This window comes from Stenotrophomonas sp. (assembly GCF_031995405.1).
Lineage (GTDB): Bacteria > Pseudomonadota > Gammaproteobacteria > Xanthomonadales > Xanthomonadaceae > Stenotrophomonas.
Window position 1 is genome coordinate 22,373 of the sequence record NZ_DAMAGC010000032.1, and the last position, 15,450, is coordinate 37,822.

At 64.4% G+C, this 15,450-nt stretch carries 14 protein-coding genes; all 14 read left to right on the forward strand.

The genetic code is table 11. The features are described from left to right. The first annotated feature begins 60 nt into the window (after positions 1-60). Positions 61-1,161 (forward strand): DNA polymerase III subunit beta, encoded by a 1,101-nt coding sequence (gene dnaN, locus RTO53_RS08015; RefSeq protein WP_312237287.1) that lies wholly within the window; start codon positions 61-63, stop codon positions 1,159-1,161. Between the two features lie 945 nt (positions 1,162-2,106). After that, positions 2,107-3,204, forward strand: a complete 1,098-nt coding sequence (recF, locus tag RTO53_RS08020) for a DNA replication/repair protein RecF (protein ID WP_312237288.1) — start codon at positions 2,107-2,109, stop codon at positions 3,202-3,204. A gap of 114 nt (positions 3,205-3,318) precedes the next feature. Next, entirely contained in the window at positions 3,319-5,778 is a 2,460-nt protein-coding gene (gene gyrB, locus RTO53_RS08025; protein ID WP_312237289.1) for a DNA topoisomerase (ATP-hydrolyzing) subunit B, read from the forward strand. A gap of 73 nt (positions 5,779-5,851) precedes the next feature. Next, positions 5,852-6,703: a CPBP family intramembrane glutamic endopeptidase gene (locus RTO53_RS08030; protein ID WP_312237290.1), complete on the forward strand. Its 852-nt coding sequence runs from the start codon at positions 5,852-5,854 to the stop codon at positions 6,701-6,703. A 72-nt stretch (positions 6,704-6,775) separates the two neighbouring features. Beyond that, entirely contained in the window at positions 6,776-7,582 is an 807-nt protein-coding gene (locus RTO53_RS08035; protein ID WP_312237291.1) for a M48 family metallopeptidase, read from the forward strand. Between the two features lie 132 nt (positions 7,583-7,714). After that, positions 7,715-8,917 (forward strand): tetratricopeptide repeat protein, encoded by a 1,203-nt coding sequence (locus RTO53_RS08040; protein WP_312237292.1) that lies wholly within the window; start codon positions 7,715-7,717, stop codon positions 8,915-8,917. Between the two features lie 257 nt (positions 8,918-9,174). After that, a complete protein-coding gene (locus tag RTO53_RS08045) occupies positions 9,175-9,732 on the forward strand; it encodes an energy transducer TonB (RefSeq protein ID WP_312237299.1) in 558 nt (185 codons plus the stop codon). Between the two features lie 85 nt (positions 9,733-9,817). Continuing rightward, positions 9,818-10,579 (forward strand): TonB-system energizer ExbB, encoded by a 762-nt coding sequence (gene exbB, locus RTO53_RS08050; protein WP_256776079.1) that lies wholly within the window; start codon positions 9,818-9,820, stop codon positions 10,577-10,579. A 57-nt stretch (positions 10,580-10,636) separates the two neighbouring features. Then, the gene (locus RTO53_RS08055; protein ID WP_312237293.1) at positions 10,637-11,062 is read left to right on the forward strand and encodes a biopolymer transporter ExbD; all 426 of its coding nucleotides are present in this window, start codon (positions 10,637-10,639) and stop codon (positions 11,060-11,062) included. 3 nt (positions 11,063-11,065) lie between these two features. Further along, entirely contained in the window at positions 11,066-11,479 is a 414-nt protein-coding gene (locus RTO53_RS08060) for a biopolymer transporter ExbD (protein ID WP_038691524.1), read from the forward strand. A 125-nt stretch (positions 11,480-11,604) separates the two neighbouring features. Beyond that, positions 11,605-13,065, forward strand: coding sequence for a cardiolipin synthase (gene cls / locus RTO53_RS08065; protein ID WP_312237294.1), 1,461 nt, complete (start codon positions 11,605-11,607; stop codon positions 13,063-13,065). Between the two features lie 64 nt (positions 13,066-13,129). Beyond that, positions 13,130-13,387 (forward strand): hypothetical protein, encoded by a 258-nt coding sequence (locus RTO53_RS08070; RefSeq protein WP_312237295.1) that lies wholly within the window; start codon positions 13,130-13,132, stop codon positions 13,385-13,387. A gap of 4 nt (positions 13,388-13,391) precedes the next feature. After that, positions 13,392-14,135 carry a pyridoxine 5'-phosphate synthase gene (locus RTO53_RS08075; protein WP_312237296.1) on the forward strand — a complete coding sequence of 248 codons (744 nt, stop codon included), beginning with the start codon at positions 13,392-13,394 and terminating at the stop codon, positions 14,133-14,135. A 281-nt stretch (positions 14,136-14,416) separates the two neighbouring features. Then, on the forward strand, positions 14,417-15,450 hold a 1,034-nt coding region (locus RTO53_RS08080; protein ID WP_312237297.1), incomplete at its 3' end, for a PA0069 family radical SAM protein.

The window sequence follows — 15,450 nt, forward strand, 5'->3', positions numbered from 1 at the left end:
ATCACCACCAAGCTTTTGATTTATTCCACATTTTTTTAAAGCATAGGGGCACGGAACCACATGCGTTTCACACTGCAGCGCGAAGCCTTTCTCAAGCCGTTGGCACAAGTCGTCAACGTGGTCGAACGCCGCCAGACCCTGCCGGTTCTGGCTAATTTCCTGGTCCAGGTGCAGAACGGGCAGCTGTCGCTGACCGGTACGGACCTGGAAGTGGAAATGGTGTCGCGGATCGCGGTGGAAGATGCCCAGGACGGCGAGACCACCATCCCCGCCCGCAAACTGTTCGAGATCATCCGCGCCCTGCCTGATGGCAGCCGGATCACCGTCTCGCAGACCGGTGACAAGATCACCGTGCAGGCCGGCCGTAGCCGCTTCACCCTGGCGACCCTGCCGGCCAACGATTTCCCGTCGGTGGACGAAGTGGAAGCCACCGAGCGCGTGGCGATCGGCGAAGCGACCCTCAAGGAACTGATCGAGCGCACTGCGTTCGCGATGGCCCAGCAGGACGTGCGGTATTACCTCAACGGTCTGCTGTTCGACCTGCGCGGCGATGCCCTGCGGACCGTCGCCACCGACGGCCACCGCCTGGCGCTGTGCGAGACCGAACTGGAAAAAGCCAGCGGCGCCAAGCGTCAGATCATCGTGCCGCGCAAGGGCGTGACCGAGTTGCAGCGCCTGCTGGAAAGCGGCGATCGCGAGATCGAGCTGGAAGTCGGCCGCAGCCACGTCCGGGTAAAGCGCGACGATGTGACCTTCACCTCCAAGCTGATCGACGGACGTTTCCCGGATTACGAGGCAGTGATCCCGATCGGTGCCGATCGCGAAGTGAAGGTCGATCGTGAAGCACTGCGTGCCTCGCTGCAGCGTGCCGCGATCCTGTCCAACGAGAAGTACCGTGGTATCCGCGTGGAAGTCTCGCCGGGCAACCTCAAGATCAGTGCACACAACCCGGAGCAGGAAGAAGCCCAGGAAGAGATCGAGGCCGACACCACGGTCAGCGATCTGGCCATCGGCTTCAACGTGAACTACCTGCTGGATGCTCTGTCGGCATTGCGCGATGAGTTCGTGGTGATCCAGCTGCGTGATTCGAACTCCTCGGCCCTGGTCCGTGAGGCCAGTAGCGAGAAGTCGCGTCATGTGGTGATGCCCCTGCGTCTCTGACCTGACGGTCTGGTTCCACGTGGAACCGACGTATTGAAGAAACCCGGCCTGGTGCCGGGTTTCTTTTTGGGCGAGGAGAAAGGGCATGTTCCACGTGGAGCATCGGCGACGCTTACGGACTCAACTCCGGACAGCGCATCGGCATCGGTTTGAACGTCAGCGATGGGTTCTAGGAATTGCACGCCTCGCGAATGGGGTACCTCGGTCCCCAACCATCGGCATCGAAGCATCCACGCGATTGCGAACAGACCAGCGCCCTCACGCCTCGTGATCTGGCCAGCAGTCCGTGCGTTTTCTCCCCTGGCTGATCCTCGGCTGGACGGCTCCGGATTCGCTCGCTGGATCACAGCTCTATGCTTTAAAAACTGTATATAAATCTAAAGCTAGGTGGTGGTGGTAGGGCCAGATTTGGTTGAAAAGTACCTTATCTTGTTGAAATATAAGGTTTAATTGACCTCGAAACCCCCTGTAAAAGGGGCCTTGGGCCTGGGGGTCATCCTGTGGATATCTTTCGGGCCTCATCGAAGGCTTGTTTTTATCCACAGCCCCTACAGTAGTTGTGCATAAGCAATACATGGCCCCTGTGGACAGCCGCCGGACACCCTGCTGAATCTCGCCAGATCTGAATGGGCGCGCCGTGGTGGCCGTTTCAGATTTGAAGGATTCGAGCCCACGCAGGCCACTGTCATGCCCGGGCGGCTACTGGAAAGCGCGCAATTTTCTTGAAATCTGCAGGGCTCCAGCCGCGCTCGCGCTTCAGATTTCAAGGAATTCAGGGGCCCGGCGGGTGTTCCGACCGGCGTCCATGCGTCCGCATTACCCCGCTTCCGGCAGATGGGCCGCTGTGCGTCGTTTGCATCGCCGACCACGTGGAACCGGTCCGATGCAGTAAGCTGATCGATTCCCCCTACCCGACTGCCGCCTCGCGCGGCCCTGATCGACCGCATGCACATCCGCCGTTTGTCCCTGAACCAGGTTCGCCGCTTCGATCATGTGGAACTGGCGCCCCAACCGGGCATCAACCTGATCACCGGCGACAACGGGGCGGGCAAAACCAGCGTGCTGGAAGCCCTGCATGTCATGGCATACGGGCGTAGCTTCCGCGGACGGGTGCGCGATGGCCTGGTGCGGCAAGGGCACGAGGCCCTGGAGGTGTTCGTGGAGTGGGACGAGCAGCTCAAAGGCGCGCCTGATTCCACGAGGCGTAAAGCGGGCCTGCGCCACAGCGGCCAGGACTGGAAGGGGCGGCTGGATGGTGAAGATGTCGCACAGCTGGGCAATCTTTGCGCTGCATTGGCCGTAGTCACGTTCGAGCCGGGCAGCCACGCGCTGGTCAGTGGTGGCGGCGAACCGCGTCGGCGCTTCCTCGATTGGGGGTTGTTCCACGTGGAACCAGACTTCCTCTCCCTGTGGCGGCGGTACTCGCGTGCCCTCAAGCAACGCAATGCGTTACTCAAGCAGGGGGGGCATCCCCACGCATTGGATGCCTGGGACCGCGAACTGGCCGAGGCTGGCGAACCATTGACCACGCGTCGCCAGCATTACCTCGAACGCCTGCAGGACCGCACCATCGTCCTGGCCCAGGCGCTTGCTCCCAACCTGGACATCCAGTCGATGACCCTCAACCCGGGTTGGCGCAAACAGGAAGTGTCCCTTTCCGACGCGCTGTTGCTGGCGCGTGAGCGCGACCGCATGGCCGGTTACACCTCGGTTGGTCCGCATCGTGCGGACTGGAGCGTGGGGTTTGCCAACATTCCCGGCCGCGACGCGCTGTCGCGGGGGCAGGCCAAGCTCACCGCCCTCACCTGCCTGCTCGCCCAGGCCGAGGATTACGCCGAACAGCGCGGGGAATGGCCGGTGATTGCACTGGACGATCTCGCATCCGAGCTAGACCGCACCCATCAGGCGCGGGTGCTGGACCGCTTGAAGGCAGGCCCCGCGCAGATATTCATCACCGCCACCGAGATTCCGGCAGCGCTCATCGATGCAACGCATATCACCCGGTTCCACGTGGAACATGGACAGGTCCAGCCTGTGCCATAGTGGTCTCCCGGAGGGCCACGGTGCCCGGCTGGTATAATTGCTGTTGCAACCCCTTATTACTCGGCGCCCCGCCTCACGGCGGCGGCCCGACCTGCGGAGCCTACGGCAAGCGCAATGACTGAAGAACAGAACACCCCGGCAAATAGCGGCAACTACGACGCCAACAGCATTACCGCCCTGGAAGGCCTGGAGGCGGTTCGCAAGCGTCCCGGCATGTATATCGGCGACGTCCATGACGGCACCGGTCTGCACCACATGGTGTTCGAGGTGGTCGACAACTCCATCGACGAAGCCTTGGCCGGCCACGCCGATGCCGTATCGGTGATCATCCACGCCGACGGTTCGGTCTCGGTGTCTGACAACGGGCGCGGTATCCCGACCGGCAAGCACGAGCAGATGAGCAAGAAGCTCGATCGCGACGTCTCCGCGGCCGAAGTGGTGATGACCGTCCTGCACGCCGGCGGCAAGTTCGATGACAACAGCTACAAAGTCTCCGGCGGTCTGCATGGCGTCGGCGTCAGCGTGGTCAACGCCCTGTCGCAGAAGCTGGTCCTGGATATCTTCCAGGGCGGGTTCCACTACCAGCAGGAATTCGCCGATGGCGCTGCGGTCAATCCGCTGAAGCAGCTGGAAGCCAGCACCAAGCGCGGCACCACCCTGCGCTTCTGGCCGTCGGTGAAGGCGTTCCACGATAACGTCGAGTTCCACTACGACATCCTGGCCCGTCGCCTGCGCGAACTGTCCTTCCTCAATTCCGGCGTCAAGATCGTCCTGGCGGACGAGCGTGGCGATGGTCGCCGCGACGATTTCCATTACGAAGGCGGCATCCGCAGCTTCGTGGAGCATCTGGCGCAGCTGAAGACGCCGCTGCACCCGAACGTAATCTCGGTAACCGGCGAATCCAACGGCATCACCGTGGACGTGGCGCTGCAGTGGACCGATTCCTACCAGGAAACGATGTACTGCTTCACCAACAACATCCCGCAGAAGGACGGCGGTACCCACCTTGCCGGTTTCCGCGGCGCGCTGACCCGCGTGCTCAACAACTACATCGAACAGAACGGCATCGCCAAGCAGGCCAAGATCAGCCTGACCGGCGATGACATGCGCGAAGGCATGATCGCGGTGCTGTCGGTGAAGGTGCCGGACCCGAGCTTCTCCAGCCAGACCAAGGAAAAGCTGGTCAGCTCGGACGTGCGCCCGGCCGTGGAAAGCGCGTTCGGTCAGCGCCTGGAAGAGTTCCTGCAGGAAAACCCGAACGAAGCCAAGGCGATTGCCGGCAAGATCGTCGACGCCGCCCGTGCCCGCGAAGCCGCGCGCAAGGCGCGCGACCTGACCCGCCGCAAGGGTGCGCTGGATATCGCCGGCCTGCCGGGCAAGCTGGCCGACTGCCAGGAGAAGGATCCGGCGCTGTCCGAACTGTTCATCGTCGAGGGTGACTCGGCAGGTGGCTCGGCCAAGCAGGGTCGCAACCGCAAGAACCAGGCGGTGCTGCCGCTGCGCGGAAAGATCCTCAACGTGGAACGCGCACGCTTCGACCGCATGCTGGCCTCGGACCAGGTCGGTACGCTGATCACCGCGCTGGGCACCGGCATCGGCCGGGACGAGTACAACCCGGACAAGCTGCGCTACCACCGCATCATCATCATGACCGACGCCGACGTCGACGGCGCGCACATCCGTACGCTGCTGTTGACCTTCTTCTACCGTCAGATGCCGGAGCTGATCGAGCGCGGGCACATCTACATCGGCCTGCCGCCGCTGTACAAGATCAAGCAGGGCAAACAGGAGCAGTACCTCAAGGACGACCCGGCGCTGGATGCATACCTGGCCAGCAGCGCGGTGGAAAACGCGTCGCTGATTCCGGCCGAAGGCGAGCCGGGCATCGAAGGCGTGGCCCTGGAAAAGCTGCTGCTTTCCTACGCCTCGGCGCAGGAAACCATCGCGCGCAACACCCATCGCTACGATCGCCAGGTACTCGAAGCCCTGATCGATTTCACCCCGATGGACCTGGAACACCTGCGCAAGGCCGGCGCCGACGAAGGCCTGGCCGCACTGGCCACCCGCCTCAACAACGGCAGCTTGGGCTCGCCGCGTTTCAGCCTGGAGCTGCAGGAACCCACCGACGAGCGTCCGGCCGCGCTGCTGGTCACGCGTCGCCACATGGGCGAACAGATGATCCAGGTGTTGCCGCTGGTGGCCTTCGAAACCGGCGAACTGCGTGCCCTGCACCAGTCCTCGCTGCTGCTGCACGGCCTGGTCCGCAACGGCGCCAAGATCAGCCGCGGCGCCAAGTCGGTGGAGATCGAAAGCTTCGCCGACGCGCGCAACTGGCTGCTCGATGAAGCCAAGAAGGGTCGCCAAATCCAGCGCTTCAAGGGCCTGGGTGAAATGAACCCGGAACAGCTGTGGGATACCACGGTGAACCCCGATACCCGTCGTCTGCTGCAGGTGCGGATCGAAGATGCGGTCGCGGCCGACCAGATCTTCAGCACCCTGATGGGCGATGTGGTCGAACCGCGTCGCGACTTCATCGAAGACAACGCGTTGAAGGTCGCCAACCTGGATATCTGACACAATCGAGGGAGTGCCGGCCGGTTGCGACCAGCAACCGTGCCGGCCATCGCCTTTCGATGCCAGGAATCCGATGTCCGCTACTGCCCCGGCGTCCGCCACGCCTCCGCTGCCCCCTGCTTCCACCACCGCATCCGGCGGCAAGCCCGGATCGCCGGTCGCTGGCTTCTTCATCGATCTGGGCATCGCCATCGTGGCGTTGTTCGGGCTGAGCCTGCTCAGTGGGCTGATCTGGGGTCTGTACCGTGGGGCCGTCGTCGGCTCCGAAGCGGTCCGCCAAGGCAATGCGGTCGATGCCAGCGCGCTGGCCCAGCAACTGGGTCAACCCGGCGCCCTGGCGCAGATCGTCATGGCCCTGGTCGCCACCGGCGGCACTGCGCTGCTGCTGTATTTCCTGCGCCGCCGTGCCGACACCGGCGAACGCAACGCTTCGCTGCAGGCCGCACGCCGTCCCTCGACCTGGGGCTGGACCCTGCTGGTCGCTACCGGCGTGGTGATCGGCAGCAACCTCATTGCCTATCTGGCCAAGCAGGCCGGGATCGAACCGGTGCCGACCAACCTCGCGCTGATGGAACAGGCCCTTACCCGCTTCCCGTGGTTCCTGGCGCTGTTTGCGGTTGTGCTTGCACCGGCCTACGAAGAACTGCTGTTCCGCCGCGTCCTGTTCGGGCGCCTGTGGCAGGGCGGCCGGATGTGGCTGGGCATGCTGCTGAGCAGCCTGGCGTTCGCGCTCATCCATGAAATCCCCGGCACCAGCGCCAATGGCCCCTGGGAAATCGCCCAGTTGTGGCTGGTCTACGGCGGCATGGGTGCCGCGTTCGCGTGGTTGTATCAGCGCACCGGCACGCTCTGGGCACCGATCGTGGCGCATGGACTCAACAACGCGATCGCGCTGGCTGCGCTGGTGTTCCTTGGCCTTCACTGAGCGTCGCGCCCGCTTGACGAAAATTTACATCCGGCCCCTACACACTGGGCACATGAACACGGGGGACCTGCGATGAAACCAGTGCTGTTCGGCGTTGTGCTTGCGCTGTTGGTCAGTGCCTGCGCCACCACCACCTCGCCCACCGGGCGCCGGCAGATGGTGGGCGGTGTATCGCAGGCCGAACTCGACCAGCTGGGTGCGCAGGCCTTCACCGAGACCAAGCAGAAAGAAACGATCAGCACCGATGGCCGCCAGAACGGTTATGTGCAGTGCGTGGTCAATGCGCTGGTCGCCCAGTTGCCGCCACAGTACCGTGGCGTACGGTGGGAGACAGCAGTATTCGTCGACAAGGAACCCAATGCCTTCGCCCTGCCCGGCGGCAAGGTCGGGGTCAACACCGGCATCTTCACTGTGGCCAGGAACCAGGATCAGCTGGCGGCGGTGATCGGCCATGAGATCGGCCATGTCATCTCGCGTCACCACGAGGAACGCCTCACCCGGCAGATGGGGGCGCAAACCGGCCTTGCCGTGCTGGGTGCACTGGCCGGCGCCGCCGGCGGCGAAGGTGCGGCCAACACTGTCAATCAATTTGGTGGCATGACCGCGCAGGCGGTCTTCCTGCTCCCCGGCTCGCGTGCCCAGGAAAACGAAGCCGACGTGGTGGGCCAGCGGCTGATGGCCGAGGCTGGCTTCGACCCCGGGCAGGCGGTCAACCTGTGGCAGAACATGATGGCCGCCAGTGGCGGGCGCTCCCCGCAATGGCTGTCCACCCACCCGGACCCGGCCAACCGTATCCGCGAACTGCAGCGCGACGCACCGGCTCTGGCCGGGGTGTACCAGCAGGCGCAGGCGGCGGGACGAAAGCCGAAGTGCGGGTGATCAACGCAAAAGATGCTGTATTGCAGCATCGGAAACGATTTCTCACGCCATCAGTTTCTGATACGTTTGGCGGCTCAGATTTTTCTGACAGTCCGTTTTGATGCCGCTGCGGCGGTTCGATCGAGGTGAAAGATGATTTTCAGCAATCACAAGCAAGCCGTCCTTTCCGTCCTCATCGCGACCGCCATTGGTGGCGCCGTGGTCACCGATGCCTTCGCCCAGTCCTCGCGCTCGTCCGAGCGGAGTGGCCGCAGCGGTGGCAGCAAGCAGGCCAAGGCCGAGGTGCTCTACCCGAACGCGACCCGCCAGGAGCCGAACCTCAAGGCGTCGGCCAAGCTCGGCAGCAAGCTGCAGAAGCTGATTGACAGCTACAACGACCAGAAGTTCCCGGAAACCCGCGCCCTGGCCGATGAAATCCTGGCCAACCCCGCCGCCAACGCCTACGACAAGTCGCTGGCCGCGCAGCTGGGTTCGCAGGCCGCCTACAGCACCGACGACTCGGCTGCGGCCAAGAAGTACCTGCTCCAGGTGCTGGAATTCAACGGCCTGGAAAACAACGGCCACTTCCAGTCGATGCTGATGCTGGCCCAGCTGCAGCTGCAGGACAACGAGACCGCTGCGGGCCTGGCCACGCTGGACAAGTACCTGGCCGAGAGCAAGTCGACCAAGCCCGAAGAGCTGGTCATCAAGGGCCAGGCGCTGTACCAGGCCGAGCGTTACGCCGATGCCATCCCGGTGCTGCAGCAGGCCATCGCCGCCTCGCCCGAGCCTAAGGACAACTGGAACCAGCTGCTGATGGCGGCCATGTCTGAAGCGGGCCAGACCGGTGAAGCGGTCAAGCAGGCCGAGGCGCTGGCCAGCAAGAACCCCACCGACAAGAAGGCCCAGCTGAACCTGGCCAGCATGTACATGCAGGCCGACCAGATGGACAAGGCCGGCGCGGTGATGGGCAAGCTGTACACGGCCGGTCAGCTGACCGACGAACGTGAATACAAGCAGCTGTATTCGATCTATGCCAACACCGAGGGCAAAGAAAAGGAAGTTATTGCCGTTATCAATGATGGGTTGCAGAAGGGCATCCTGAAGCCGGACTACCAGGTGTACCTGGCCCAGGCCCAGGCGTACTACTACTCCGACCCGCAACAGACGGACAAGGCAATTGAAGCGTGGCAGAACGCCGCCCCGCTCTCCAAGGACGGTGAGACCTACCTGAACCTGGCCAAGGTGCTGTATCAGGAAGGTCGTGTCCCGCAGGCCAAGGAAGCGGCGCGCCAGGCGAAAGCCAAGGGCGTGAAGAACCCCAAGGATGCTGACAAAATCATCAACCTGAAGTAAGTGGGAATAACGCCTGAATGCCTGCCACAGTGATGCGCAGGCGCTCAGGATTGGTATAAGCTTGGAGGTTCCTGCGGTGTCATGCACCGCTGATCATGGGCTACCTGTCCCCGGGTATCCCGGCCCCACTAATGAGCTCTTGGCGCATGACGGAACAACTAGTCGTTCACAGGTACGAACAACGCGATGACACCGGCTTCAGCTGGCCGCGTATCGTGGGTATCGCTTTTGTAATCGCACTGCATCTCACCGCCTTCATGATGCTTCTGATCCCCGCCGTGGCCCCCAAGGCTGCAGCGGAGAAGGAACGCAACATCATGGTGACCCTGGTCGACGCTCCGCCGCCGCCCCCACCGCCGCCGCCGCCGCCGCCGCCGACTGAAACGCCGCCGCCGCCGGTCAAGAACCTGTCGCCGCCGAAGCCGTCGCCGGTCCCGCCGCCGCCGCAGGCTCCTGTGGTTGACGTACCGGAACCGCGTGCGAACGACATCGTCACCCCGCCCAGCCCGCCGTCGCCGCCCGCGCCGCCGAGCCAGATCGAGGCCAGTGTCGATATCTCCTCGAAGAACATGAACCCCCCGCGTTACCCGCCGGCAGCATTCCGTGCAGGTATCCAGGGTGAAGTCATCCTGATCATTGATGTCGATGCCAATGGCAACGTCACCAATGTGTCGGTCGAACGGTCCAGCCGTAACCGTGACCTCGACCGCGCCGCGATGGAAGCAGCTCGCAAGTGGAGCTTCCGTTCTGCGGAGTCGGGCGGGAAGAAGGTCGCAGGTCGCGTTCGCGTCCCGGTCAACTTTGCGCTGAACTGATGGTCCGCGGTGGCCCGCCGGCCATCGCCCCGTCGGTTATTTGTAGCAACACCATTCATCACCACACACAACAAAGGTAAGCGTCATGCTGCAGGAACTCTTCATCGCCGCTGCTGCTGGGGGCAACCCGTCGAACGCCCTCTCGCAGATGGGCTTCGAGCACTTGATCCACGAAATGACCACCCAGCCGGGTGACTTCGCCGTCTCCTGGGTCGTGCTGCTGACCCTGATCGTCATGTCGGCCATGTCCTGGTACTGGACCGTCATCAACATCTTCCGTGCTACCCGCCTGAAGAGCGCGGCCGACAAGGTCGTGAGCCTGTTCTGGGATACCCCGAACGCGCAGGACGCCATCCGTGCCATGGAAGAACAGCCGGCTTCCGAGCCGTTCTCCAAGATCGCGCTCGACGCTGCCCAGGCAGCTGCCCACCACCAGCGTGCCGAAGGCGGCGCAACCGGTGGCCTGGGTGAGAACCTGAGCCGTTCGGAATTCGTCGATCGCGCCCTGCGTCAGGCCGTGACCCGCGAAAGCAACAACCTGCAGTCGGGCATGACCCTGCTGGCCACCGTCGGTGCAACCGCTCCGTTCGTGGGTCTGCTGGGTACCGTGTGGGGCATCTACGGCGCGCTGATCAAGATCGGTGCCACCGGTTCCGCCTCGATCGACGCCGTTGCCGGCCCGGTGGGTGAAGCACTGATCATGACCGCCATCGGTCTGTTCGTGGCTATCCCGGCCGTGTTCGCCTTCAACTTCTTCAGCAAGATCAACAGCGCCACGATCAGCAAGTTCGATACGTTCGCTCACGACCTGCACGACTTCTTCGCCACCGGTTCGCGCGTCCGCTAATTGCGACGCGCTTCACCGAGCGAGAACGTAGTCAACACGATCTAGACGGAGCCCGTTATGGCTTTCAGTAGTGGTAACAGCGGCGGCCCCATGGCCGACATCAACGTGACGCCCCTCGTGGACGTGATGCTGGTGCTGCTGATCATCTTCATCATCACGGCGCCTCTGATGTCCCACAAGGTCAAGGTGGATCTGCCTGAGGCCAACCTGGTGCAGAAACCGGAAGACGCTGAAAAGCGTTCGGGCCCGATCACCCTGGCAGTCAAGGAAGACGGCTCGATCTACTGGAACGACGAGGAAATCAACAAGCAGACGCTCGAGTCCCGCTTGTCGACCGCCGCCCAGCAGACCCCGCAGCCCCCGCTCAACCTGCGTGGTGACCGCACGACCAAGATGCGCGTCATCAACGAGTTGACCAAGGTTGCCCAGGAACAGGGCATGCTCGACGTTGGCTTCGTTGCCACCAAAGAGAAGGGGCAGTAAGCCATGGCGTTCAGTACTGGTGGTAATAAAGGCCCCATGGCCGACATCAACGTCACGCCCCTCGTGGACGTGATGCTGGTGCTGTTGATCATCTTCATCGTCACCGCGCCGATCATGACGTACCCGATCGCCGTGGACCTGCCGCAGCGCGTGCTCAACCCACCGCCGCAGCTGGTCGAGCCGCCGCCGCCGATCGAACTCAAGATCGACGCCAGCAACCAGGTCTCGTGGAACAACAGCCCGGTCGCAACCGGCGAGCTTCAGCAGCGTATGGAACAGGAGGTCCAGAAGGACCCGACGAACCAGCCGGAACTGCGCATCGACGCCAGCCCGGACTCCGAGTACGACGTGATGGCCAAGGTGTTGGCTGCCGCGAAGAACGCTCAGATGAAGAAGATCGGCTTCGTACAGCAGTAAATCGCACGACGCAGTCATGACGCGACTGGAAAACGCCCCTTGAAAAAGGGGCGTTTTTTTTTGCGCCGAGCGCTGGCCACCGCCCGCGCACGCACGGGACCCACGCGGCCCGCTATCATCCGCGCATGCTCGCCACCTACCCTGCCCTCGCGGCCTGGCTCGACGCCGTCCCGCATCTCCGTCCGTTGCTGGTGGCGGCCTACATCCTCTACCTGCTCTGGCTGACCGGCTGGATCATGCTGCAGAAGCGCGAGCCGGTAGCCACGCTGAGCTGGATTCTGTCGCTGGCGGCCCTGCCCTACCTGGGGCTGTTCATCTATTACCTGCTCGGCCCGCAGAAGGTGAAGCGGCAGCGCCTGCGCCGTGGCCGCGCGCGCTCGGGCATGGAGCACTACAGCAGTGTGTGCCCGCCCGACGCGGACTGCACCGAGCTGTCCAAGATCGCCCAGGCCACCACCGGGCTGGCGCCCAGTTCGGCCACCGAGGTGGAGTGGCTGATCGACGGTGCGGCAACCTATCGCGCGTTGCTGGCGGCGGTGGCCACCGCGCAGGACCACCTGCACGTGGAGTACTACATCTTCAATCCGGACCACGCCGGCACCGCCCTGCGCGATGCGCTGGTCGAGCGTGCCCGGGCCGGCGTGCGCGTGCGGTTGCTGCTGGATGCAGTGGGTTCCTCGGGCGTCCGCAAGCGCTTCCTGCAGCCGCTGCTGGACGCCGGCGGCGAGGTGGCCTGGTTCCATCCGCGGCAGCTGCTCAAGCCGTTCAAGCGGCCGTGGTTGAACATGCGGACCCACCGCAAGCTGGTGGTGATCGACGGCCGCATGGCCTTCACCGGCGGCATCAACATCACCGACGAGGAAGACGAAAGCCGGCGTCCCGATGCCTATCGCGATCTGCACATGCGCGTGGTCGGGCACGTGGTGCGCAGCCTGCAGCTGGTCTTCGTCGAGGACTGGATCTATGCCACCGGGCAGGAGCCGGCGCGGTTCAACATCGCCCAGCTGTGGCCGCAGGACACGCCCAGCCGCCAGGACGGCCGCATCGATGCGCAGGTGCTGGTGTCCGGGCCGGATTCGGCCTGGGAAACCATCCACCGGCTGCAGGTGGCGGCCATCCACGAAGCGCGCGAGCGGGTCTGGCTGGTGACGCCGTACTTCGTCCCGGGCGAAGCGGCGCGCATGGCATTGACCTCGGCCGCCCTCGGCGGGTTGGACGTGCGCCTGCTGGTGCCGAAGATGAGCGATTCCTGGTTCGTCACCCAGGCCGCGCGGTCCTACTTCGACGAACTGCTGCTGGCCGGGGTGAAGATCTACGAGTACGGCCCGCGCATGCTGCACACCAAGGCCTTCATCGCCGACCAGGACGTGTGCATCGTCGGCAGCGCCAACTTCGACCACCGCAGCTTCCGGCTCAACTTCGAGCTGTCGATGATGTTCGTCGATGCGGATCGTGTGGCCGCGCTGGAGCGCATCCTGGCCGCCGAATTCGATGCCGCCGTGCGCGTGCAGAACGACCGCCAGCGCTCGCTGTGGCTGCACCGGGTGCCCGAGGCGTTCGCCCGCTTGGCTTCGCCGCTGTTGTGACCGGCCACGTGGAACCGCAGCAGCCGGCGGCGCTACACTTGCCCGGTCAACGGGGAGAATGACGATGCATTGGCTGTTCCTGCTGCTGGCGCTGGGCGCATTCGCCCTGGCGCTCAAGACGCCCCACGATGGGGTGATGCTGCTGTCCCTGCTGGGGACGCTGGTGTTCCTGCTGGCCTGGGTGCGCGGGCTGTACGTCGCGCGGTTCGGCAACCTGCAGCGCGACATCTCCAGCGTGATCGATCCGGCCGAACTGCGCCGGCTGCGCGAACTGGGCAAGGCCCGCCGCCAGGCCGCCACCGAAGATACCGACACCCCGTAGTGCCATGACCCAGCTCAGCGTCAACGTCAACAAGATCGCCGTGCTGCGCAATTCGCGCGGTGGCACCGACCCGGACGTGCTGCAGGCCGCGACGGCCTGCCTGGACGCCGGCGCGCACGGCATCACCGTGCATCCGCGCCCGGACCGCCGCCACATCCATGCCGAAGACGTGATCGCGCTGTCCGCGCTGACCGCCCGGCGTGGTGTCGAGTTCAACATCGAAGGCAACCCGTTCGCCCCGCCGCGCGAGGGCTATCCCGGCCTGCTGCCGCTGTGCGCGCAGACCCGGCCCGCCCAGGCCACCCTGGTGCCGGACGGCGACGGCCAGCTCACCTCCGACCACGGGTTCGACTTCGCCCGCGACGGCGAGCGCCTGCGCCCCCTGATCGCCGAGCTTCGGTCCTACGGTTGCCGGGTCAGCCTGTTCGTCGATGCCGGCAACCCGGATATCGCCCAGGCTGCGGCGATCGGTGCCCACCGCGTCGAGCTCTATACCGGCCCATATGCCGAAGCGCATGCCGCCGGTGACGCTGGCGCGATGCTGGCTCTGTTCGCCGATGCCGCGCGTCGTGCCCAGGCCGCAGGGCTGGGCGTGAACGCCGGCCATGACCTGTCCCAGGACAACCTGCGCGACTTCCTGCAGGCCGTGCCGGACGTGCTGGAAGTCTCGATCGGCCATGCGCTGATCAGCGAGGCCTTGTACGCCGGGCTGGACGCCACGGTGAAGGGATATCTGGCGCTGCTGTAAGGCGGTCACCTGCAGTTGACCAGGTCGATGGCCGACGATGTCCTGCCCGCGTGGCCTGTGGACAAGTTTGGGGACGAATTGGTACCTGTACCGCCCGGGGCCTGTCGTAGCGGGACTTTCGGGCTATAGTGGGGGTGTGGTTAGTAATACTGCTAACCAAAGATTAACCTCTGCGGCCCGCCTGCCATGAACACCCCGCTCCCCGCCGTCCAAACCCCCGCTCCTGGAAGCATCGGCCGGACGTCTCAACCCCTGAGATCGCCCGGCGATAGGCTTTGACCATGGGTATCGCGATCAAGGGACGAGGCTCCACCACGCATCTGGCGGGCCGTTTCGAGGCCACCGTCAGCGAAGTCGTGTACGACGGTTGGGACGCCGAGGAGAGCGAAGAATTCGCCGCGCCGCGTCTGCGTACCGAGGTGCGTGCCGAGACCGCGCGCAGCATCATCAGCCGCAACAAGTCGCCGGACGTGGGCTTCAGCCAGTCGATCAATCCGTACCGCGGCTGCGAGCACGGGTGCTCGTACTGCTTCGCACGCCCCTCGCACGCCTACCTCAACCTGTCGCCCGGCCTGGACTTCGAGACCAAGCTGTTCGCCAAGACCAACGCGCCGCAGCTGCTGCGCAAGGAATTCTCGCGCCCGGGCTACGTGCCGCAGCCGATCGCGCTGGGCATCAACACCGATGCCTACCAGCCGATCGAGCGCAAGCTCAAACTGACCCGCCAGCTGATCGAGGTGATGCTGGAAACCCGGCATCCGTTTTCGCTGATCACCAAGAACGCGCTGGTGGAGCGCGACATCGACCTGCTCGCGCCCCTGGCCGAGCAGAACCTGGTCAGCGTGCACTTCTCGGTGACCTCGCTGGACCCGCACCTGTCGGCAAAACTGGAACCGCGTGCCTCGGCGCCACACGCCCGCCTGCGCGCGATGCGCCGCCTGCACGACGCCGGCATCCCGGTCGGGGTGATGGTGGCGCCGGTGATTCCGTGGATCAACGACGCCGAGCTGGAAGCGGTGCTGGAAGCCGCGCGCGATGCCGGTGCATCCACCGCGGGCTACGTACTGCTGCGCCTGCCGCTGGAAGTGGCCCCGCTGTTCCGCGACTGGCTGGACACCCATCACCCGGACCGCGCCACGCACGTGATGAGCACCATCAACCAGCTGCGCGGTGGCAAGGACTACAACAGCGAATTCGGCAGCCGCATGCGCGGCGAAGGCGTGTACGCCGACCTGCTGTCGAGTCGGTTCAAGCTGGCGCGCAAGCGGCTGGGCTTTGATGCGCAGAACAGTCATTGGCCGAAGCTGGATTGCGA

Coding starts and splice junctions, on each gene's coding strand:
- cls (WP_312237294.1), top strand. CDS start 11,605: ATGCTCGCCACCTACCCTGCCCTCGCGGCCTGGCTCGACGCCGTCCCG.
- RTO53_RS08055 (WP_312237293.1), top strand. CDS start 10,637: ATGGCTTTCAGTAGTGGTAACAGCGGCGGCCCCATGGCCGACATCAAC.
- RTO53_RS08035 (WP_312237291.1), top strand. CDS start 6,776: ATGAAACCAGTGCTGTTCGGCGTTGTGCTTGCGCTGTTGGTCAGTGCC.
- RTO53_RS08070 (WP_312237295.1), top strand. CDS start 13,130: ATGCATTGGCTGTTCCTGCTGCTGGCGCTGGGCGCATTCGCCCTGGCG.
- RTO53_RS08060 (WP_038691524.1), top strand. CDS start 11,066: ATGGCGTTCAGTACTGGTGGTAATAAAGGCCCCATGGCCGACATCAAC.
- dnaN (WP_312237287.1), top strand. CDS start 61: ATGCGTTTCACACTGCAGCGCGAAGCCTTTCTCAAGCCGTTGGCACAA.
- recF (WP_312237288.1), top strand. CDS start 2,107: ATGCACATCCGCCGTTTGTCCCTGAACCAGGTTCGCCGCTTCGATCAT.
- RTO53_RS08075 (WP_312237296.1), top strand. CDS start 13,392: ATGACCCAGCTCAGCGTCAACGTCAACAAGATCGCCGTGCTGCGCAAT.
- RTO53_RS08030 (WP_312237290.1), top strand. CDS start 5,852: ATGTCCGCTACTGCCCCGGCGTCCGCCACGCCTCCGCTGCCCCCTGCT.
- exbB (WP_256776079.1), top strand. CDS start 9,818: ATGCTGCAGGAACTCTTCATCGCCGCTGCTGCTGGGGGCAACCCGTCG.
- gyrB (WP_312237289.1), top strand. CDS start 3,319: ATGACTGAAGAACAGAACACCCCGGCAAATAGCGGCAACTACGACGCC.
- RTO53_RS08040 (WP_312237292.1), top strand. CDS start 7,715: ATGATTTTCAGCAATCACAAGCAAGCCGTCCTTTCCGTCCTCATCGCG.
- RTO53_RS08045 (WP_312237299.1), top strand. CDS start 9,175: ATGATGCTTCTGATCCCCGCCGTGGCCCCCAAGGCTGCAGCGGAGAAG.